Below are 20,949 nucleotides of genomic sequence, written 5' to 3' on the forward strand. Positions count from 1 at the left end.
TATTAAGATTTTTTTAATAACTCCATAACTTTTCTTTTATATTTTTCTACTCCAAGTTGATCAAAAGGGTTTACATTTAACATATACCCTGAAACTGCTACTGACATTTCAAAAAAATAAAGTAATTCTCCAATATTTTCTTCATCTAACTTATCTATTTCTAAAATAATATTTGGTACACTACCTTCTGAATGTGCAAATATAGTTCCATACATAGCTTTCTTGTTTATATAGTCTATTGATTTTCCTGATAAATAATTTAACATATCCAAATTATCTTTAGTTTCTTCTATTAATATATCTTTATCTGGATTTTTTATTGAAATAACCGTTTCAAAGATATTCTTTCTTCCATCTTGTATAATTTGTCCCAAAGAATGTAAATCTGTAGTAAATATTGATGATACAGGAAAAAGTCCTACACCATCTTTACCCTCTGATTCAGCATATAACTGTTTCCACCATTCCGAAATATATTTCATTCTTTTTTCATATATTACAAGATTTTCTATGATTCTCCCGCTATCGTGTAAATAAGTTCTTAATGTAGCATATTTTAATGCTATGTTTTCTTCAAATGAATAAGTTGTATACTTATCCTTGCCAATTCTTGCGCCATAAATCAGCTTGTCTATATTTACACCTGACACAGCCAACGGAAATAATCCCACAGCTGTAAACACAGAAAATCTTCCACCTATATTGTAAGGAATAACAAATGTTTCATATTCCTCAGTATCTGCAATTTTTTTAAGAATACCTTCTGATTCATCTGTGGTAATAAATATTCTTTTTCTGGCTTCTTCTTTTCCATATTTTTTTTCTATATTATCTTTTAATATTCTAAAGGCTATAGCTGGTTCCATAGTATTACCCGACTTTGATATTACATTTATACTATAGTCTTTATCTTTCAAATATTCTAAAAGTTCATACATATATGTAGAACTAAGTTGGTGCCCTGCATATATTAACTCTACTTCTTTATTATTACTAAAGTAAGGTTTTAAAGAATTGTCTATTGCTCTACTACCTAAGTAACTTCCTCCTACCCCAACTACTACAAAAACCTCTGAAGATTCTTTTACTTTTTTAGCACATTCTTTTATTTTTTCGTATTCTTCTATATCATAATTAGTTGGTATATCTACCCAACCTAAAAACTTACTCCCTTCTCCTGACTTATTTAATATCTTGTCAAGAGCTTCCAAAGATCTATCTTTAATACATTCAATTTTCTCTTCTCCAAATGTATTTGATAAATCTAGCTTAATCGACATCTTTACCTTCCACCCTTTCAATTAACAACAAGGCTATATCATCTTCTTGAGCTCCCCATCTATACATCGATACAGAGTTCACAATATCATCTAATAAATTTAAATTATTCTTTTTTATTGTATTTATTAAATTATCTATTCCAAATAGCTCATTGAAATAGTCTTTTGTTTCTGTAATACCATCAGTATAAAACAAAATTCTTTCTCCTTTTTGTAAATTAATCGTATTTTCTACATATTTACCTTTAGTGAATATAAGAGATATCGGAAGTCCTTTGCCTTCTAATAATTCTATTTTTCCATCAATTCCAATTTTTATAGGTATGGCATTGTGACCTGCATTTGCATATTTATATTCATTTGTCCTAGTATCAAATACTCCATAAAAAATTGTGAAATATATATTATCCGCTAGTTGTAATTCTTCAAATCTTGCTATTAAATTTCTAAGTACTTTATTGGGATTTGCAATTTTCTTTCCCTTAATTAAATATCTTACAGTTTGCCTTATAAACATAGTAATTAAAGACGAAGATAGTCCATGACCCACAACATCTGCTATGTATACTCCAACTCTATGGTCATCTATTTTTATTACATCAAACATATCACCTGACAAAAATTGAGAAGGAATATACTTATACTCGACTAGAAGTCCATTGTGGTTACCTTTTTCTGGAAGTATCCCTCTTTGAATATTTCTTGCTGCATCGAGTTCTTTTCGATTTTTTCTAGCGTTATGCTCTAGGCTTTTAATTGCTATTACTTCTGAAGTTATATTTCGAAAATCTTCTACAATAGCTATTACCTTTTCATTTTCATCATATACTAATGTGCTTCTTACAAAAAATATCTCATCATCAAATTCTAATTCTCTAGTTACAATATCTTTATCTTTAAATTTTTCTAATTTAACACCAGCTGGTATTCCTAAATCATGACTATCTTCTATATAAGAATTCTTTCCTATCAAATTTCCACATTCTTCTATCATAATCTGATTTTGATAAATTATAGTACCTTCTGTATCTATCATTCTTATCCAATCTGATAAATATTCACAAGGAAACATGATGCTTTTATAATTGATATGTTCTGAATTTTTTCTTGCAAGAGGCTTTCCTTTTACCATAATTTACTCCATTCTATATTTTATCTAGGTGGTCTTGGACCATAGAATTGATAATAATCCACTTTTATTCTTCCATTATAAAGTTTTCTTTTTCTATCAGCCTTTTTGCCATATAGTTTTTCAAAATTTTCATTACTAGTTATTAAATATACCGACCAAGTAGGAAATTCTTTAAATTTCTTTCCAAAATCTTTATATAATCGTTCTATTTCTTCTTTTTCACCCATTCTCTCACCATATGGCGGATTAGTTATAACTACACCATAATCCCAATGTAAATCAACATCCATCATATCTTTCATGAAAAATTGAATATCTTCATTTACTCCAATATTTTCAGCGTTATCTCTAGCCCTCAATATGGATCTCTTATCTACATCAGAGCCTAGTAAACGAAGTTTTACATTGTGGTCAATTTTGCCTAAAGCTATTTTTCTTTGTTTTTTGTAAATTTCTTTTCCTATTATTTCCCAGTCTTGCGAAATAAAATCTCTATCTATACCTGGGGCAATATTTTTCCCTATCATAGCCGCTTCTATAAGAATAGTCCCCGATCCACAAAAAGGATCGTACAAAGTCCTTTCTGGATTCCAATAAGATAACTTAATCATCGCTGCCGCTAAAGTCTCTTTTAGGGGAGCATCTCCTGCCCTATCCCTATATCCTCTTTTGTGTAACCCATCTCCTGATGTATCTATTGTAAGTGTTGCTATATCTTTTAATAAGCTTACTTCTATTTTATACTTTGAACCCGTTTCTTTAAACCAATCAATTTTATAATGTTTTTTTAATCTTTCAACTATTGCTTTTTTTACTATCGCTTGACTATCTGAAATACTAAACAATTTTGACTTAATACTTTTTCCATCTACTGGAAATTCTCCATCTTCTGGAATTATATTTTCCCATGGAAGTGCCTTAGTTTTTTCAAATAATTCATCAAATGTTGTAGCTTTAAATTCTCCAAACTTTATTAAAACTCTTTCTGCACATCTTAAGTTAATATTTAAAATAGCAATATCTTCTTCATTTCCTTGAATTTCTAATTTTCCATCTGAAACCTTTATATTGCTATAACCTAAATCCTGTAATTCTCTCTTTACTACAGCTTCTAAACCAAAAGTTGTAGTAGCTATTATATTAAATTCCATATCACACATCCTTCTATACTTAATAATTATATCAAAATATTAGACAATTATATTTTTATTTATTTTTATTGTTTTAAGTCCTATAAATTAGGTATATATTGAGTGTAGGTATTATACCTAATTAAAATTTAATTACAGGGGGATATTAATATGTCAATAGGAAATTTATATCAAACAGCAGACTGGAAAGGCGAAAAACATGTTCCAGCAATAGATGCACCAACTACAGTTAAAGCAGGAGAAGAATTTGAAGTAGCTGTTCAAGTTGGAAAAGAAATAGAACATCCTAACACTTTTGAACATCATATAGTTTGGGTTAAATTATATTACTTACCTAAAGATGCTAAGCTTCCAGTTGAAATTGGAAATTATGATTTCTCTGCACATGGAGAAGCTGAAGCATTAACTTCACCTAAAGTTGTTACTAAATTAAAATTAAATAAATGTGGAAAATTAATTTCTACAAGTTATTGTAACATTCATGGCTTATGGACAAGTGAAGTTGATATAACTATTGAAGCATAATTAAACAAACTAAAAGACCAGTAGCACTGGTCTTTTTTTATTATTCTAATATATCATCTTTTAAATTAACATTGTTAAATATTTTATTTGAAAAAACCGAAATAATAATAGAGATTAAACTTATTGCTCCAATTATAACTGCTATTTCTCCACCACTTGTAAATTTCTGCAAACTTCCAAAAAATAATTGTCCTACAGGCATTGCTAGCATTGATATCATCATTATAAAGGACATTACTCTTCCTAATATTTCGTTATTTGTAACCATTTGAATATACGATATTAACTGTACAGAAATCATAGTAAAAACACCTAGTAATATTGATGTTATAATTGTCACTATCCAAAATGAAATATTTTTATCAAATATTCCAATATATGCAAATATTAAGCTTAAAAATATAAAGCTATTTAACACAAGCATCTTAGATATATCTCTCCCTGATATTTTCTTTGCTAAAACTGACACTAATATACTTCCTCCCAATCCTCCAACAGAAAACATCATATTCATAACTCCAAAACTCTCATCACTAACTTCCCATACTACTCTTGCTGTAAAAGGAATTACTACATTTATAAAAGAAGATATAAACAAGTTTAGTAGAAACGTGATACTTCCTATCTTTGCTATTATTACATTTTCTTTTAAATATGTAATAGTTTCTTTAGTATCAAGATATACTATTTTCATAATTTTTCCGTTAATATTTTTTATATTCTCTTGTTCTATTTTTAATAAAATTTCACATATTACAGCAAATAAGAAACAAATGGAACTTACTATAAATACTATGTACGCTTTTTGGAAATTGTAAATTACACTTGCCAATACCGGTGCTAATAAATTAGATAACATAGCAATAGAATTTATTATTCCATTTGCTTGTGGTATATCTTCACTCTTACAAACTAATGGTATCGCTGACTGTACCACTGGTGTTTCCAAGGAGGAAACTACACCTAGTAATATTGATATTATTCCCAATACTAAGATACTATTTTCTAGCACAACTCCTATACTTAACCCAATTGTCATAATTAAATATGAAAAATCCATAGCTATCATTAGTTTCCTTTTTTTTAGCCTATCAGCTACAATTCCACCAAATGGAAGAAATAATACTCTTGATACCATTGAAAGAGATAATACTATACTAAATATCCCCATTGATCCAGTTTTGTCTAAAACATATAAAGATATTGCAAATTGTGCTATTGCTGTACCAAATACAGAAAATAATTGACTCCCTACAAGAAATAGAAAATTTTTATTTAATAATTTCATTATTCTACCTCAAGTTTTGCTATTTTATTATTCAAAATAACTATTGAAACTAAACCTAAACTAAATATTACAATAGTAAACACCGATAGTATAGCTAATGAATCAAAACCTAATAGATTACTAAAAATGCTACCAAAAATAACTGCTGTAATTATTACTAAAGGTAATGATTTTTTTATCCAACCTATTAATAAATAAAACATACTACCACTAACTATAAATACTAACGACAATAAAATCATTGGCGTTTTAGATATCAATAAACTTAAAGTTATTTTATCCTCCATTATACTAAACATATTATTAGTTACTGTAAATATTAATATTGTTAAAATCATTGTCATTACAAAACTTATTATTGTAAATAAACTAACTAAAAATATTTTGCTAAACAATATCTTTTTTCTACTTACTGGATATGACAAAGTTAAAAATATATTATTGCTATTATAAGCTTCTAAAATGAATTTTCCACTCATAACGGCTGCCAGACAAATGTATGAAACTGTAGCTATAGTTATACTCATAGTTAATATAAATCCGCTACTCTTTAAACTATCATCTCGTAAAACTTCTGCTGGCTCAATATACTGTATACTTGCAAATAAAAATGTAAATACTAATACTGCAATGAAAATTCCTATATCTGCGAATATATATGGTTTACAAGAGTTTTTTCTTAACTCCAAAGTAACAAACTTCATGACTTCCCTCCATTTTTTCTATAATGTAATCTTCAAAATTCCCCTCATTATTCTTCAATAAGTTTTTTACTGTATCTTCAACTATTAAATTTCCACTATTTAAAACACCTATTCTATCTGCTATTTTTTCAACTTCCGATAAGATATGACTAGACATTAAAATAGTTATTCCTTCTTTTGCAATCTCTTTTAAAAGATGCCTTAAATCTTTAATCCCCTTTGGATCTAAACCATTAAGAGGCTCATCTATCACTATCATCTTTGGTTCATGTAATAAACATCTTGTAAGCGAAAGTCTCTGTCTCATTCCTAAAGAATAATTTTTAACTAAAGTATCATTAAGGTAAGATAGTCCCATCTTTTCTAATAAAAATTTTATTTTATCCTTGCTACAATTCATGTATTCACAATGTATTTCAAGATTTTTTCTTGCTGTTAGATGTTCATAAAACCTAGGTTCATTTATATTAAAACCAAGTTCACTAAAATGTTTATTTTCATAACATAGTAAATCTTTGTCTAAAAATTCTACAAAACCCATTGTGGGTTTCATAAGTCCAATTATTATTTTAAATAGAGTAGATTTCCCTACTCCATTTTTACCTAATAACACATAAATTTCACCCCTATTTAAATTTAAATTAACTCCTTTTAAAACTTCTTCACCATCAAAAGATTTTATTACATTTACTACATTTAAAATATTATTTTCCATAACTTCTCCTTGTATTAATATTACCGATATTTGTAATTAACATATCGTCAGTATGTTAATTCGCAAAAAAATATATTTATAAATCCATTATTTTAACTAACAAAATCAATTTAACATATTACCGGTATGTTAAATTGTAAAAAAGAAAATAGCTTTTTGCTATTTTTCTCTGTGTAAATAATCATAGAGTTCTTCTGCTTCTTTTATTACTTCATCATTAAATATTGGAGCATCTAATTTTTCAAGCATTACTTTAATAAACTTCATTTTTCTCATAAAATCTTCTTTAGATATTTCTGGTAAATACAATCCTATCCTTAAATTCATATACATTAATAATATTTCTATTATCTCTTCTAAATATTCAGATTTTATAGATCCATCTTCTATTGCCTTTTTCATATATGGTTTCAAATAGCTAACTACATCAAAGATATTAAGAAATTGTTCACCTATCATTCTTGGACTTTTTAATGTTACAACTGCATAATTTGTTAATGATTGAGTTTCATGTGCTCTTAAAGACATTAGAAATGCTTTTCTAAGAGTTTCTAAGCCTGTATCACCTTCTTCTAACAAGCTTAAATTTTCTTGAGAACTCCGTTCTAAAATAGTATCTAAAATATCAAATTTAGATTTAAAATGGTGATAAATAGAACCTCTTGTCATTCCTCCTAGTCCATCTACTATATCTTGTATAGATGTATTGTCATATCCTTTTTCTAAAAACATTTTTTTTGCTACATCAAGTATTTTCTGTTTAGTTTTTTCTGGATTTCTTTCTTTTGTCATAGTTTTACCTCTTACATATCATCGGTATGTTAATTGTATGTGTTGTTTCTAAATTTGTCAACAAAAAGTTTCCTATATTTATTTGAAAATAAAAAAGAGTAATATAATATTACTCTTTTTCACTCATAATTATATCTGAATATTCTTTTAACATAAATCTCATATTAATTATTTCTTCAATTGAAAATTTCTTTATTAGTTCTTTGTTAGTTTTTATTATTGATTTTATATCATATTTTTTATGTCTTAAATCAAAATCTTTGCCTTCTTTTGTTAAGTATAAATTGTAAAACTTCCTATTTTCTTCATTTAGCTCTCTATATATGAGGTTATTTTTTTCTAATTTAGTCAACCTTTGAGATATAAACGCAGGTGTCTTATCCCATTTTTTAGCAAGTATATTAGCTGTAATACCTGGATTATCAGATATATCTGTAATGATATGTGCTTCTAACATAGAAAGGTTCATGTCTGTTCCATAATCTTTTGATTTGTAAATATATTTATAATAATTTATTACAAATTGATATATGTATTCATTAAATTCATCTAAGGTATAATATAAATCTTTTATTTCCTTTTCTTCTAACTCATCTAGATTTATATTATCTAACTTTTCTAAATTTATTTCTGATAAAACTTCCTTGTACAATTCATGATACCCCTCTCTAATATTTATAGTACATTAAAGAATATCCACTATTCTAATTTAATTATTAGAATAGTGGATTAATCTATCTTACTTATTTACTTATAACATTATAACATTCTTTTAGATATTTTTTTAATCTTTCTAGATTCTCTTCTAGTTTTTTAGTAGGAAGTCCTGTATTTATCCTAATAAAATACTTTCCATTCTCTCCAAATGATAATCCATCATTAACAAAAAACTCACATTTTATATCTAAAAACTTCATAAATTCTTCATGTTCTATTTCCAGATTTTCAAAATTAACCCAAGTTAAAAAGCTAGCCTCTGGCTTCATAACCTTGAATAAATTATTATAAGAATTAAAAAACTTTTCTACTATATTATTGTTTTTTTCTATAATAGTTTTTACTTCATCAAGCCAATTTAGTCCTTTTTCATATGCTGCCTTTGTAGCCACCATACCTAAAATATTTGCTCTTTCTAAGCCAATGTTCACATTTGCTGTAACAAATTCATTTCTTAAATCCTCATTTTTTATAAATATATTTGAACACTGCAATCCTGCTATATTAAATGTTTTTGATGCTGCTGTACAAACTACACATCTTTCTCCTATAGTTTCACTTATGCTTCCAAAAACCATATGTTTTTTGCCTTTAAATACTATATCTGAATGTATTTCATCAGAAACTATTAATAAATCGTATTTCACTGCAATTTCTTCTATTCTAATTAATTCTTCTTTACTCCAAACTATCCCTCCAGGATTATGAGGATTACAGAATAATATCATTTTCACCTTTGAACTTGATGCCAGTTTTTCCAATAATTCAAAATTTATAGAGTAAGCATTATTGTTATAAATTAATGGGCATTCTTTGATAACTCTTTTTTGACCTTCTATAACTTCGTAAAATGGATGATATACTGGTGTAAATATTATAACTTCATCACCTATCTCCGTAAATGCATTAACTGATGTTGCTAAAGCTGACACAATTCCTGGAGTTGTTACTATCCAATCTTTTTCTGCACTATAATTATGATGCTCTCTAAAAAAATCTACTACTGTTTGTAAATAAGAGTCTACAGGTTTTGAATAGCCTAACGTTTGGCTATTCACATAATTGCATATCTCTTCATTTATTTCTGTACAAGTAAGAAAATCCATATCTGCAACTGACATTGGCACCACATCTCTATCTACATTTGGATTTCTACTATCCATATTTAACCATTTACTTGAACCAGTCTCTCTTCTATTCAAATAACTATCAAAATCATATCTCATTTTATCAACTTCTTTCATCTACTATTTTGTAAGCCATATTTCTTTGCTCCTTTGTCCATCCCATCAAGCCACCTGTATGAATAAACAAAATATTATCTTCTTTTATATTTCCATCTTGTATTTCTTTTATTAATCCTCTGAAAGCTTTGCCAGTATAACAAGGATCTAAAATTATTCCTTCAGTTTTTGCTACATGTAAATAAAATTCTATTTCCTCTCTATTACTTTTGCCATATCCTTCACCTACATATAAATCATTTATTTCTACTGAATCAAACTTCTCTATATTATTATCTATTTCTTTTAATATATTCATTATCTTTTCTTTAAATTCAACTGATGAAGAACTAACAGAGAACCCTAATACTTTTTTATTCGTTTTATTAGTATAATTTCCATACCAAATACCACTGTATGTTCCTCCTGAACCTACTGCCATAGAAATTAAATCAAAATTTATTTTTTCTTTTTCTTCATATTTTGAAATTTCATTAAATGCTTCTATATATCCATATGTTCCAATTTTATTAGACGCTCCCATTGGAATTATATATGGTTTTTTACCAAGTTTCTCTAATTTATTAAATAACTTAATTGCTTCTTTTTCTAAATCTCTATCTTCTCTTAGTATATGAATATTAGATCCTAACATATAATCTAAAAATAGATTTCCTTCTACTTCTAAATCTTCTCCTCTTAACAATAAATGACAATCTAAGTTTAACTTAGCACAAACCGCTGATGTAGCTCTACAATGATTAGACTGTAAAGCTCCAACAGTTATTATAGTGTCACATTTATTTTCTATTGCTTCTGCTATTGCATATTCAAGTTTTCGAACCTTATTTCCTGACACTTCTGTCCCTGTAAAATCATCTCTTTTTAAATATATATTTTTACCATATTCTTTACTCAATTCTTCTAATTTGACAATGGGTGTAGGTAAATTCGCTAAGCTAATTTTTTCCATAAATACCTCTACGCTTTAACTTTTTTTGTAATCCAGTCTTTTCCTTCTACTATTCTTGCAACTAACATTGAGGCAATACTATCTCCTGAAGCATTTAACATCGTCGCTGCAGGGTCAACCAAGAATCCTATTGCTGCTACCATAGGAAATGCTTCTGGTGGGAAATTGAATAATGAAACTATTAACATCTCTCCAACAAGTCCTCCTCCTGGTGCTCCAGATAGTACAAATGCTGCTAAAATAGATACCAATATTGCCATTGCATATGTTCCAATTCCAGTAAATGGCATATCAAATATACCAAAAAGAAAACTTATCTTAACTATAGATGATAAAACTGAACCATCCATATGCATAGTAGCTCCCATAGGTAAAACTATATTACTTATATCTTTAGGTATCCCTATTTCATCACAAGTTTCTTTATTGACTGGAAGTGCTGCCATTGAACTTTGAGTTGCAAAAGCAGTAATTGCAGGATTAATTATATTTTTAGCCATTCTTTTAACTCCTAGATTACCACCTGCAAAGTAAGAATAAATAGGAAACATAACTATCATATAAATAAACACTAGTGGATAATATACTAAAAGAACTCTTCCATAATCTTTTACTAAATCCATACCCAAATCTCCTATTAGATTTGCAAAATAAGCTCCTAATCCTATTGGCGCAAAACTCATTATGTAACCTACTATTTTCATAACTATATCATTTAAATTCACAAAGAATTTTCCAACGGGACTCTCTTCTCCTCCACATACTGACATTGCTAATCCAAACATAATTGCAAAAATAATTAATGGTAACATATGCTCTTTGTTTAGTAAATCACCAAAATTTGATACTGTAAGTGAACCTACTAACATTTCAGCACCACTTTTTGCCTCTTGCATTTCCCCTATAGCTCCTGGTGCTATATTGCTACCTGCTGCTGGTGGAAATATATTTACAGTTGTAATTACAAAGGCTGCTGCTATTAATCCTGTAACTATAAATACCATTACTGTAGAACCTAGTATTTTACCTAAACGTTTCATATCAACCATACTACCAACTGCGCTAGTTATAGATACAAATACCATAGGTACAACTATTGTAAACATAAGATTTAAAAATATATCTCCTAATGGTTTAAGTTTTGTTGCATCTTTACCAAATATAAGACCTATCGCTGACCCAATTATAATTCCTACAAGTAAAATTATAGGAAAATACCTATTAAAAAAACTCTTTTTCTTGCTCATAATACGCTCCTTATACTTATTTTATAGTTAACATAGTTAACTATAAAATAAATTATATATTCAGTTTTTAATTTCGTCAACCATTTTTTATAACGTTTTCATATAAAATAAAAAAAGAAGCATAATTCTTAATATGCTTCTTTTTTAATCTTCTTTTAATTCCATTTCTGTAATCTTATCTTGATATATTTGATGTAATTCTTGTGCTGTAATTTCTGAACTATTCTTATCTAAAACAATTTTACCTTTATCTAACATTATTACTCTGTCTGAATATTCAACAGCATCTCTCATATCATGTGTTATCATAACAGTTGTCAACTCTTTATTTTTTATTAAATCTATTGTTTTATTCATAACAACTCTAGATGTCTTTGGATCTAAAGCAGCTGTATGCTCATCTAAAAGTAGTACTTTAGGATGCTTCATTGAAGCCATTAAAAGTGACAATGACTGTCTTTGTCCTCCCGATAACAAATCTACTCTACTATCTAGTTTATTTTCTAAACCCAAGTCTAAAGTTTTTAATTGCTCTACATAGTAATCTATCCTATTTTTTCTAATTAACTTCCTTAAAGAAAAACTTTCATTTTTCTTGTCAGCTAGTGCCATATTTTCAAGTATTGTTAGTGAAGGAGATACACCCATAGATGGATTTTGATGAACTCTTCCTATAAATCTTGCTCTTTGTTCTTCTCTAAATTTACTAATATCTCTATATTTAGTAATCTCTTTAGTTCCATCTGGTTTAACAAAAGTTATATCTTCATCTAGTTCAATTGCAATAGAACCTGAATCTGCTCTCAATGATCCAGCTATCAAATTCATCAAGGTAGATTTCCCACATCCGTTTGAGCCAATTATAGCAGTAGAAGTATTATTCTCAAATTCTATATTAAAACCTTTAAATAAATTATTTTCAAAATCTGTCCCTATGTTAAAGCTTTTATATAAATTCTTTACTCTTAACATTATAATCGCCTCCTACTTATTTTTTTGATTTGCCAACTTGCATATGTGTTATTATATGCAATAAATAGTACTACAATTATTCCTGTAACCATCTTAAAATCTGAAGGCTGAAGCCCTGCTTCTAATGCAATTGCATTTATAAGTTTATATATTATCGCTCCCATTAAAACCCTTGTCGTTCCTCTTATATTTCTATATCTAAATATAGTATCTCCTATTATTATAGAAGCTAAAGCTATAACTATTGTTCCTGGTCCCATTTGCATATCTGCAAATTTTTGAGATTGACTTAATAGTGCTCCAGATAATGCAACTAATCCATTAGATAACATTAAACCAATAATAACATATTTATTTGCAGATTCTCCCAAGGATCTAACTAGAGATTTATTATCACCTGTTGCAACTAGCATATAACCTGACTCTGTTTTTAAATATATATCCACCAAAATTTTTACTATTACTACTATTATTACCATAACTATTATTCTATCCCAGTATCTATTCCCGACTGTAAAATAATCAAAAATAGTATCTGTTTGACCCAAGGATACATTGGCTTTCCCATTTATTCGCAAGTTAATAGAATATAATATAGTCATATTTAATATACCTGCAAGTAAAGGCTTGATTTTTAAACCTATACATAATACAGCAGCCAATAACCCTGTTAATGTTCCTAATACAAAAGTTCCTACCGTTCCTAGTATTGGATTCAATCCTAAAGTTGCAAGTTTTGCAAATAATAAAGCTCCAAATGGAAAAGTACTATCAACAGATAAATCTGCAATATCCAAAACCTTATATGTTAAAAATACGCCTATTCCTAATATAGTATATATAAGTCCTTGTTCTATAGTTGTATAAATTAAATTCAAGAAACTTCCCCCTAATGTCTGTATTTTTAGTAGATACTTATATAGTATACTCAAATATTATTTTTTCACTATTTCTACTTTATTTAAATTATTAATATTTAGAAAGTTAAATATTTTAATCTAAAATTCTACTTAATTTTCAAATATTTTATAATAAATAAAAATAATATAACTAACCACTATAATCTTTGTTCTCATTCTAAGATATTTATTACAAAAGTATAAAAATTCCCCTGTTTATACATTCTACAGGGGAAAATATTTTATACATACTACACCAATATTTATATTATCTATTTTTATAAATAAAATATTTTAGCATAGAAGTTTTATATAATTAATTTTGTTTAAAATATTCTTTAATATGTTGTTATTTTACAAATTCTGCATCTTTAAATATTGGTAAATCTTTTTTTAATCCTAATTCCTTTAAAGTTGTTTCATTAACTTTCATACTTTTAGTTTTACCTAATTCTACTGGAATTTCTCCTGGATTTTTTCCATCTATCAATATTTCTTTAGCTTTCTGTGCAGCTTCTTTTCCCATATCATAGTATTTAGAACCATTACTTAATAGAATTCCCCCCGAAACTTGAGATTCTTCAGCACATATTGAAATCATCTTCTTTTCTATTAAAGCATCATTAACAAGTTCTACAGATGAAGCAACCATATTGTCAGAAATAACATATAGTGCATCAACATCATCTAATAATGTTTGAAGTGATTGTGCCATATCATTAATGCTATTAATCCCAGTAGTTTTTACTTTTAAACCCACTTCTGGAGCAATTTCTTCAACTTGCTTTACTTGTATGGCACTATTTTCTTCACTAGTGTTATATATTATTCCTATTGTTTTTATTTTTGAATCTAATTCTTTATAAAGTTCTAATTGAGCCTTTACATCTGCAGCATCAAGAACTCCCGTAATGTTTCCACCAGGATTTTCATTTTCTTTTATTAAACCTGATTCTACAGCATCTGTTACTGCTGAAAATACTATTGGCGTATCTGTCCCTGCTTTGTCAATAGCTGTTGCTGTAGCTTGTGTTGCTGGTGTTGCAATTGTATATATTAAATCTACCTTATCTCCAATAAATTTCTCTGCTATTTGACTAGCAACTCCATGATCTCCTTGAGCATTTTGTTCCTTAAATTCAATATCTACTTTAGCTTCAACTCCCAACTCTTTAAGTCCATCTTTGAAACCTTCTCTTGCATCATCTAATGCTTGGTGTTCCATTAACTGATTTATTCCTACTACATACTTTCCATCTTTTTTGTTTTTTGAACCACCTTCAGTATCTTTATTTCCTCCTGAACTACATCCTGTTAATAATATTGTTGTTGTCAATCCAATAGCTAATAACTTTTTTAACATTTTCATTTTTTATCCCTCTTTCAATTACAAATAAATAAAAAAACTTCCATCCCAAAAAGGGACGAAAGTTATTCCGCGGTACCACCCAAGTTATGACAAAGTCATCTCTTTTCATTCTTTAACGGGAAATCCCGAACAATGCTACTAAAATTTCACAAAGTTAGCTTAGGAGTGAATCGTAATATGTCACTTATTGGTTTGCACCACCCACCAACTCTCTTAAAAGCTAAAAATCACTTTTCTCCATCAATGCTTATATTTGTTATATCATAATATATGAAAGTTTTTCTGTCAATATCTTTTAATATATTGGCATTAAAAAGTAATATAAATTAACTTTTATTTTATTTAACTATAATAAATGTTCAAAAAAGTGATACTTGAATAAATATAGATTCTAAATATCAATATTTTTTATCTAAACTATATGTCTTTCAATTTTTTAATGAAAAATTTTGTTATTATATTAAAATTAACTTTAGTAATGTAATATTCTAAATACAATTGAAATATATATTGATAACATATATAATTAATTCACTAAAATAATTTACAGGGGTGGAAAATGAAAAAAATTGCATTACTTGGCTTTGGAACAGTTGGACAAGGCGTTTACAAAATATTATTAGAACGTAAGGACAAAATTAAAGAAATTTTAAATCATGAAATTACCATAAAAACTATCCTTGTTAATAATATTAATAAGAAAAGGGACATTGATTCAAATGTTATTCTTACAGATAATATTGACGATATTTTAAATGATCCTGAAATAGATATAGTTGTTGAACTTACTGGAGCTTTAGAACAAGGTTTTGACTATATTTCAAAATCCTTTAAAGCAAAAAAATATGTAGTAACAGCAAATAAATCTGTAGTATCTGCTTATTTTAAAGAATTACATGATATTGCAACAGAAAATAAAGTTAAATTTTTATACGAAGCATCTGTTGGTGGAGGAATCCCAATTATAAAGCCTCTTAAAGAAGAAACTATGTTAAACGACATTTCTTCGTTACAAGGTATATTGAATGGAACTTGTAACTATATATTAACAAGAATGTTTAATGAAAAGCTATCCTATAAAGATATCCTTAAGGATGCTCAAAACCTAGGCTATGCCGAAGCAGACCCTACTGCCGATGTTGAAGGCTTAGATACTATGAGAAAACTTCGTATTTTAAGTTCTATTGCTTTTGGTGTAAATATAAATGAAGAAAACATAGATACCTTTGGTATTTCTAGCATATCTCTAGATGATATTGAATATTTACAAGCAAATAATTCAACAGTGAAACTTTTAGCTACTTCTACAACATCAAATTATGGCTATACAGCTTTCGTTGAACCTACTATAGTTTCTAATGATGACTATTTTTCTTCTGTCAATATGGCTTTTAATTCCATATCTTTTGAAGGAAATAATATAGGACCTCTAAAATTCTATGGAGCTGGAGCTGGAATGCTACCTACAGGAGATGCTGTTTGTAGAGATATTATAGATATGTTTTTAGATAATAGAAGTCTTGGAAATTATGCTTTAAAAGAAGCTGAAAACTTAAATAGAAAAGTTAAAGGTAATTACTATTTTAGAACCAATAATAAATCACTTTTTGAAAAACTTGAAAAAGAATACCAATATACAGATAAAGTAATTAAGAATAATACATTCATTATAATATTAAAAGATATTTCTAAATTTAAAATTTTAGAATTGGTTGAAGAATTTAACATACCAAGTAATAAATATTTCTTGGCAAAAGTTGGCTATTAAATATATATTTTTATAATCTGGGTATAATGTACCATATAGGAGGTGCGTTATGAATAATCGTATAAAAATGAAATTAGATTTAACTGAAGGTTTTTATGAAACATATGAAGATATCAAACCCGTTTTCTATGAAATGAGTGATGAACTTGCTAAATCCATGCTAGATTCCTATTCAAATTCTGTAGATTTTGAGGGTGATGATTTAGAAGATTTCGAAAATGAAATATCTAATGTTTTTAAAGGGTTATATGGAGAATTCGCACCCAATTTATCTTCTGTTTTAGAGGTAGGAGATACCATTGTTGGTGGATTATTGTTATGCATATTTAAAAATGAACCAACTGTAACTTATTTGTTTACTAAGCCTAATTTTCAAAGAAATGGTATAGCTGCTAAATTACTTAATAACACCTGTTACAAACTATTAGAAAAAGGTTACAAAGAATTATTCTTATATTTAAACTTAGAAAATATACCAGCTTATAACCTATTTGATTCTTTTGGCTTTAATGAAATAATTGACAAAAATAATATTACCATGGAGGAATTTAATGAATATTGATTTAACTACTGAAAATTTCGAAGAAAATGTTCTAAAGTCTGATATTCCAGTATTAGTAGACTTTTGGAAGTTTGATTGTGTGCCCTGTGTTGCTTTAGAACCTATAATTAATGAATTAGCAGAAGAAGCTAACGGATATAAAGTATTTAAAGTTAATATTAAAGAAAATTTAGAACTCGCTAGAAAATATGTAATATTCAGTGCTCCTACTACTATGATATTTAAAGATGGTAAAATGGTTAAAGCTATTTCTGGTTACCAAGAAAAACAAACAATTTTAGATGCATTAAATGGATACTTATAATAAAAAAGACTAGGTCTTATACCTAGTCTTTTATTTTTTTAATTCTTTTATAAAATCATATACTTTTTCTGGAGCATCTTCTCCATACTTTTCTATTACTTCTACTATTGCAGACCCAACTATAACTCCATCAGAAATATTTGAAATTTCTTTTACATGAGCATTAGTTGAAATTCCAAATCCTACTGCTACTGGTGTATTTGTATATTTCTTGACTTCTTTTACCATATCTTCAACTTGTTTATTTATTTCTGTTCTAACTCCAGTAACCCCTAAAGATGAAACTACATAAACAAATCCTTTAGAATCTTTTACTAATTTTTCTATTCTTCCATTTGATGTCGGTGCTATCATAGGAACTAGTGCAACATCGTATTTATCTAAGTATTCTTTTATTTCTTCTATTTCTTCATAAGGTAAATCTGCTATTATAACTCCATCGATACCTACTTTATTACAATTTGAGAAAAACTCTTCATAACCATAATAAAATATCGGATTCATATAAGACATTAAAGTTATAGGTATATCTATTTTATTTCTTAAACTTTCTACCATTTTGAAAATATCATCTATATCAGTTTCTTTCTCTAACGCCCTTAAATTTGCATCTTGTATAACTACACCCTCAGCATTAGGATCAGAAAACGGTATCCCTATTTCTATTAAGTCCGTTCCTGCTTCTACCATTTTTTCTATAATTTTTTCTGTTGTTTCTATATCTGGATCTCCTGCTGTAATAAATCCTATAAATGCTTTTTTATTTTCAAATGCTTTTTCTATTCTATTCATTTATATCTTCTCCTCTATATTTAGCTATAGCCGCTACATCTTTGTCACCTCTACCTGAAAGACAAACTATTATACTGTCGTCTGGTGTGTACTCTTTTGCTATTTCTAATGCTTTTGATACTGCAAACGCAGACTCTATCGCACATATTATTCCTTCTCTTTTTGCTAAATATTCTAATGTAGAAACTGCCTCTTCATCTGTAACAGGGTAATACTCTGCTCTTTTTGAGTCATGTAAATAAGAATGTTCTGGTCCTATTCCTGGATAGTCTAACCCTGCTGAAATAGAATATACTGGTGCTATTTGTCCACCTTTATGTTGTACAAAATAAGATTTCATTCCATGGAATATTCCAACTTCACCTGTTGTAATAGTAGCTGCGTGTTTGTCGGTATCTATTCCTAGTCCTGCTGCTTCGCACCCTATTAAACGGACATTGTCTTCTTCAATAAAGTTTGCAAACATACCTATTGCATTACTTCCTCCTCCTACACAAGCTACTACTGCTTTAGGAAGCTTACCTTCTTCTTGTAATATTTGTTCTTTAGCTTCTTCACTTATTACAGCTTGAAAATGTTTAACTATTTCAGGATAAGGATGTGGTCCTACTGCAGAACCTAGTACATAATATGTATCATCTATTCTTCCTACCCATTCTCTTATAACTGCATTTACTGCATCTTTCAGTGTTTTTGTTCCAGTTTCAACAGCAGTTACCTTTGCACCTAGAAGTTCCATTCTATAAACATTTAAAGCCTGTCTGTCTGTGTCTTCTTTCCCCATAAAAACTTCACATTCCATACCAAATAAAGCTGCTACTGTCGCTGTTGCAACACCATGCTGTCCAGCTCCCGTTTCTGCTATTAGCCTTGTTTTTCCCATTCTTTTTGCAAGTAGCGCTTGCCCAACTACATTATTTATTTTATGAGCACCTGTATGGTTTAAATCTTCTCTTTTTAAGTAAATTTTTGCTCCACCAACATCTTTACTAATATTTTCTGCATAATATAAAAGTGATGGCCTATTAACATAATTTTTTAATAAATCATTTAGCTCTTTATTGAACTCTAAATCATTCTTATATTTTTCATAAGATTCTTCTAAAAATTTTAATTCATTCATTAAAGTCTCTGGCATATATTGCCCACCGTGTATTCCATAACGCCCTTTAGTCATTTCTTACTCTCCTTATAAATTCATATATTTTATCTTTATCTTTTTTTCCTTCTGTTTCAACGCCTGAACTTGTATCTACTCCAAAAGGTTTTAATTTTTCTATTCCTTCTAAAACATTATTTTTATTTAGTCCACCTGCTAAGAAAAACGGTTTTTTTATTTCAGGGGTATCTTCCCAATTAAACATTTCTCCCGTTCCACCTTTTCCATTATCCAATAATAAATAATCCGAATTATAGTCTGTAAAAGTATTTCTATTTTTTATAGATACTGCTTTAATAACTATTTTACTACATTTTGATTTTAAAAGTTTTATATAATTATTATCTTCATCTCCATGTAATTGGATTATATCTATAATATCTTTATTGCAAATATCTTCTATTTCAGTAATATCACTATTTACAAAAACTCCTACCACTTTTATATTTTTATTTAATCTTTCTTTAAGTTCCAAAGCTTTCTTTTTATCTATTTGTCTTTTACTTTTTGCAAATACAAAACCAATGTAGTCAGGATTTAATTCATTTACTATTTCAATATCTTCTAATGTTTTAATCCCACAAATCTTAACTTTTGTCATATTTTACCTTTTAATGTATCTAATATTAACTTTTTATTACTTGATTTCATTAATGTTTCACCTATTAATACTGCATTTATATTATGTTTTTCTAATTCTCTTATATCTTCTCTTGTACTTATTCCACTTTCTGAAACATATAAAATATCTTTTGGCACTAGTTTCCTTAAATTTATACTATTTTGTATATTTACTGTGAAATCCTTTAAATTTCTATTATTAACACCAATTATCTTAGCCCCACTCTCAACTGCCATTCTTACTTCTATTTCATCATGAGCTTCTACTAAAACATCTAATTGTAAATTTTCAGCTATTTTTAAATACTCTACTAACTGTTTTTTTGACAATATTGAACAAATAAGTAAAATAGCATCTGCTCCTATTAATTTTGCTTCATAAATTTGATACTCATCTACTATAAAATCTTTTCTTAAAACCGGTATATTTACATTTTTAGAAATTTCTTCTAAGTATTTATTATTACCTTTAAAAAAATAAGGTTCTGTTAAAACAGATATTGCTGATGCACCTATACTTTCATATTCTTTTGCTATTTCTAAATACTCAAAATCTTTAGCTATAATTCCTTTTGATGGTGATGCCTTTTTTACTTCACAAATAAATGAAATATCACTACCACTTAAACTTTTAAAAAAACTTTTTCTAATTTTTAGAAAGTTCTCTCTCTTTTCTTTTAATGTATCTAGAGTTTCTATCTTTTTTAATTCTGCAACTCGTCTTTTTGTTTTTACCACTATTTCATCAAGTATCAT

The 20,949-nt window shown here is 27.9% G+C and carries 22 protein-coding genes and 1 other annotated feature; of the genes, 4 read left to right on the forward strand and 18 right to left on the reverse strand.

Going from position 1 to position 20,949, the window contains the following annotated elements:
- Positions 1–2: 2 nt before the first annotated feature.
- Genes CS899_RS05950 through CS899_RS05960 form a run of 3 tightly spaced genes read right to left on the reverse strand, consistent with a single transcriptional unit; the run spans position 3 to position 3,563 of the window.
- Complete coding sequence (locus CS899_RS05950) at positions 3–1,274, reverse strand: glucose-6-phosphate isomerase (protein ID WP_422879621.1); 1,272 nt, start codon at positions 1,272–1,274, stop codon at positions 3–5.
- Complete coding sequence (locus CS899_RS05955; protein ID WP_100065251.1) at positions 1,270–2,412, reverse strand: PP2C family protein-serine/threonine phosphatase; 1,143 nt, start codon at positions 2,410–2,412, stop codon at positions 1,270–1,272. The genes CS899_RS05950 and CS899_RS05955 overlap by 5 nt, the downstream gene beginning before the upstream one ends.
- Before the next feature lie 20 nt (positions 2,413–2,432).
- The gene (locus CS899_RS05960) at positions 2,433–3,563 is read right to left on the reverse strand and encodes a THUMP domain-containing class I SAM-dependent RNA methyltransferase (RefSeq protein WP_100065252.1); all 1,131 of its coding nucleotides are present in this window, start codon (positions 3,561–3,563) and stop codon (positions 2,433–2,435) included.
- A gap of 150 nt (positions 3,564–3,713) precedes the next feature.
- On the opposite strand from CS899_RS05960, the gene CS899_RS05965 reads away from it, so the two are divergent.
- Entirely contained in the window at positions 3,714–4,088 is a 375-nt protein-coding gene (locus tag CS899_RS05965) for a class II SORL domain-containing protein (protein WP_100065253.1), read from the forward strand.
- A 40-nt stretch (positions 4,089–4,128) separates the two neighbouring features.
- On the opposite strand, the gene CS899_RS05970 is transcribed toward CS899_RS05965, so the two are convergent.
- The 11 genes from CS899_RS05970 to CS899_RS06020 form a co-directional block, all read right to left on the reverse strand.
- Positions 4,129–5,376 (reverse strand): MFS transporter, encoded by a 1,248-nt coding sequence (locus CS899_RS05970; RefSeq protein WP_100065254.1) that lies wholly within the window; start codon positions 5,374–5,376, stop codon positions 4,129–4,131.
- Entirely contained in the window at positions 5,376–6,080 is a 705-nt protein-coding gene (locus tag CS899_RS05975) for a hypothetical protein (protein WP_100065255.1), read from the reverse strand. Before CS899_RS05975 ends, CS899_RS05970 begins: the two co-directional genes overlap by 1 nt.
- The gene (locus CS899_RS05980) at positions 6,040–6,795 is read right to left on the reverse strand and encodes an ABC transporter ATP-binding protein (protein WP_100065256.1); all 756 of its coding nucleotides are present in this window, start codon (positions 6,793–6,795) and stop codon (positions 6,040–6,042) included. The genes CS899_RS05975 and CS899_RS05980 overlap by 41 nt, the downstream gene beginning before the upstream one ends.
- 159 nt (positions 6,796–6,954) lie before the next feature.
- The gene (locus tag CS899_RS05985; protein ID WP_100065257.1) at positions 6,955–7,587 is read right to left on the reverse strand and encodes a TetR/AcrR family transcriptional regulator; all 633 of its coding nucleotides are present in this window, start codon (positions 7,585–7,587) and stop codon (positions 6,955–6,957) included.
- Between the two features lie 109 nt (positions 7,588–7,696).
- Positions 7,697–8,239, reverse strand: a complete 543-nt coding sequence (locus CS899_RS05990) for a MarR family transcriptional regulator (protein WP_100065258.1) — start codon at positions 8,237–8,239, stop codon at positions 7,697–7,699.
- Between the two features lie 91 nt (positions 8,240–8,330).
- Entirely contained in the window at positions 8,331–9,530 is a 1,200-nt protein-coding gene (locus CS899_RS05995; RefSeq protein WP_164995870.1) for a MalY/PatB family protein, read from the reverse strand.
- A gap of 4 nt (positions 9,531–9,534) precedes the next feature.
- Positions 9,535–10,500, reverse strand: coding sequence for a D-cysteine desulfhydrase family protein (locus tag CS899_RS06000; RefSeq protein WP_100065260.1), 966 nt, complete (start codon positions 10,498–10,500; stop codon positions 9,535–9,537).
- Positions 10,501–10,508: 8 nt separating this feature from the next.
- Positions 10,509–11,747, reverse strand: coding sequence for a dicarboxylate/amino acid:cation symporter (locus CS899_RS06005; protein ID WP_100065261.1), 1,239 nt, complete (start codon positions 11,745–11,747; stop codon positions 10,509–10,511).
- Positions 11,748–11,891: 144 nt separating this feature from the next.
- Positions 11,892–12,719 carry an ABC transporter ATP-binding protein gene (locus CS899_RS06010; RefSeq protein WP_100065262.1) on the reverse strand — a complete coding sequence of 276 codons (828 nt, stop codon included), beginning with the start codon at positions 12,717–12,719 and terminating at the stop codon, positions 11,892–11,894.
- A complete protein-coding gene (locus CS899_RS06015) occupies positions 12,719–13,597 on the reverse strand; it encodes an ABC transporter permease (RefSeq protein ID WP_100065263.1) in 879 nt (292 codons plus the stop codon). The genes CS899_RS06010 and CS899_RS06015 overlap by 1 nt, the downstream gene beginning before the upstream one ends.
- Positions 13,598–13,967: 370 nt before the next feature.
- Positions 13,968–14,987 carry an ABC transporter substrate-binding protein gene (locus tag CS899_RS06020; protein WP_242491878.1) on the reverse strand — a complete coding sequence of 340 codons (1,020 nt, stop codon included), beginning with the start codon at positions 14,985–14,987 and terminating at the stop codon, positions 13,968–13,970.
- A 48-nt stretch (positions 14,988–15,035) separates the two neighbouring features.
- Positions 15,036–15,240, reverse strand: a binding site (T-box leader).
- A 306-nt stretch (positions 15,241–15,546) separates the two neighbouring features.
- On the opposite strand from CS899_RS06020, the gene CS899_RS06025 reads away from it, so the two are divergent.
- From CS899_RS06025 to CS899_RS06035, 3 genes are read left to right on the forward strand one after another with little or no spacing between them, the layout of a single operon-like run.
- Entirely contained in the window at positions 15,547–16,755 is a 1,209-nt protein-coding gene (locus CS899_RS06025) for a homoserine dehydrogenase (protein ID WP_100065264.1), read from the forward strand.
- A 49-nt stretch (positions 16,756–16,804) separates the two neighbouring features.
- A complete protein-coding gene (locus CS899_RS06030) occupies positions 16,805–17,317 on the forward strand; it encodes a GNAT family N-acetyltransferase (RefSeq protein ID WP_100065265.1) in 513 nt (170 codons plus the stop codon).
- Positions 17,307–17,621 (forward strand): thioredoxin family protein, encoded by a 315-nt coding sequence (locus CS899_RS06035; protein ID WP_100065266.1) that lies wholly within the window; start codon positions 17,307–17,309, stop codon positions 17,619–17,621. The genes CS899_RS06030 and CS899_RS06035 overlap by 11 nt, the downstream gene beginning before the upstream one ends.
- 30 nt (positions 17,622–17,651) lie before the next feature.
- On the opposite strand, the gene trpA is transcribed toward CS899_RS06035, so the two are convergent.
- The 4 genes from trpA to trpC are packed head-to-tail and all read right to left on the reverse strand — an operon-like array spanning position 17,652 to position 20,949.
- Complete coding sequence (gene trpA / locus CS899_RS06040; RefSeq protein ID WP_100065267.1) at positions 17,652–18,413, reverse strand: tryptophan synthase subunit alpha; 762 nt, start codon at positions 18,411–18,413, stop codon at positions 17,652–17,654.
- On the reverse strand, positions 18,406–19,590 hold the full coding sequence (trpB, locus tag CS899_RS06045) for a tryptophan synthase subunit beta (RefSeq protein ID WP_100065268.1): 1,185 nt from the start codon (positions 19,588–19,590) through the stop codon (positions 18,406–18,408). Before trpB ends, trpA begins: the two co-directional genes overlap by 8 nt.
- Complete coding sequence (locus CS899_RS06050) at positions 19,583–20,173, reverse strand: phosphoribosylanthranilate isomerase (protein ID WP_100065269.1); 591 nt, start codon at positions 20,171–20,173, stop codon at positions 19,583–19,585. Before CS899_RS06050 ends, trpB begins: the two co-directional genes overlap by 8 nt.
- Positions 20,170–20,949, reverse strand: coding sequence for an indole-3-glycerol phosphate synthase TrpC (trpC, locus tag CS899_RS06055; protein WP_100065270.1), 780 nt, complete (start codon positions 20,947–20,949; stop codon positions 20,170–20,172). Before trpC ends, CS899_RS06050 begins: the two co-directional genes overlap by 4 nt.

Origin of the sequence: Miniphocaeibacter massiliensis, assembly GCF_900232905.1 — a bacterium.
In the GTDB taxonomy this organism is placed as follows: Bacteria; Bacillota; Clostridia; order Tissierellales; family Peptoniphilaceae; genus Miniphocaeibacter; species Miniphocaeibacter massiliensis.

What these genes read in the sequence shown, in the direction of transcription:
- CS899_RS05975 (WP_100065255.1), bottom strand. Translation starts at nt 6,080, where the DNA reads ATGAAGTTTGTTACTTTGGAGTTAAGAAAAAACTCTTGTAAACCATAT.
- CS899_RS06050 (WP_100065269.1), bottom strand. Translation starts at nt 20,173, where the DNA reads ATGACAAAAGTTAAGATTTGTGGGATTAAAACATTAGAAGATATTGAA.
- CS899_RS06010 (WP_100065262.1), bottom strand. Translation starts at nt 12,719, where the DNA reads ATGTTAAGAGTAAAGAATTTATATAAAAGCTTTAACATAGGGACAGAT.
- CS899_RS06025 (WP_100065264.1), top strand. Translation starts at nt 15,547, where the DNA reads ATGAAAAAAATTGCATTACTTGGCTTTGGAACAGTTGGACAAGGCGTT.
- trpB (WP_100065268.1), bottom strand. Translation starts at nt 19,590, where the DNA reads ATGACTAAAGGGCGTTATGGAATACACGGTGGGCAATATATGCCAGAG.
- trpC (WP_100065270.1), bottom strand. Translation starts at nt 20,949, where the DNA reads ATGATACTTGATGAAATAGTGGTAAAAACAAAAAGACGAGTTGCAGAA.
- CS899_RS06005 (WP_100065261.1), bottom strand. Translation starts at nt 11,747, where the DNA reads ATGAGCAAGAAAAAGAGTTTTTTTAATAGGTATTTTCCTATAATTTTA.
- CS899_RS05965 (WP_100065253.1), top strand. Translation starts at nt 3,714, where the DNA reads ATGTCAATAGGAAATTTATATCAAACAGCAGACTGGAAAGGCGAAAAA.
- CS899_RS05980 (WP_100065256.1), bottom strand. Translation starts at nt 6,795, where the DNA reads ATGGAAAATAATATTTTAAATGTAGTAAATGTAATAAAATCTTTTGAT.
- CS899_RS05970 (WP_100065254.1), bottom strand. Translation starts at nt 5,376, where the DNA reads ATGAAATTATTAAATAAAAATTTTCTATTTCTTGTAGGGAGTCAATTA.
- CS899_RS06020 (WP_242491878.1), bottom strand. Translation starts at nt 14,987, where the DNA reads ATGAAAATGTTAAAAAAGTTATTAGCTATTGGATTGACAACAACAATA.
- CS899_RS05955 (WP_100065251.1), bottom strand. Translation starts at nt 2,412, where the DNA reads ATGGTAAAAGGAAAGCCTCTTGCAAGAAAAAATTCAGAACATATCAAT.
- trpA (WP_100065267.1), bottom strand. Translation starts at nt 18,413, where the DNA reads ATGAATAGAATAGAAAAAGCATTTGAAAATAAAAAAGCATTTATAGGA.
- CS899_RS06000 (WP_100065260.1), bottom strand. Translation starts at nt 10,500, where the DNA reads ATGGAAAAAATTAGCTTAGCGAATTTACCTACACCCATTGTCAAATTA.
- CS899_RS06030 (WP_100065265.1), top strand. Translation starts at nt 16,805, where the DNA reads ATGAATAATCGTATAAAAATGAAATTAGATTTAACTGAAGGTTTTTAT.
- CS899_RS05985 (WP_100065257.1), bottom strand. Translation starts at nt 7,587, where the DNA reads ATGACAAAAGAAAGAAATCCAGAAAAAACTAAACAGAAAATACTTGAT.
- CS899_RS05995 (WP_164995870.1), bottom strand. Translation starts at nt 9,530, where the DNA reads ATGAGATATGATTTTGATAGTTATTTGAATAGAAGAGAGACTGGTTCA.
- CS899_RS06035 (WP_100065266.1), top strand. Translation starts at nt 17,307, where the DNA reads ATGAATATTGATTTAACTACTGAAAATTTCGAAGAAAATGTTCTAAAG.
- CS899_RS05960 (WP_100065252.1), bottom strand. Translation starts at nt 3,563, where the DNA reads ATGGAATTTAATATAATAGCTACTACAACTTTTGGTTTAGAAGCTGTA.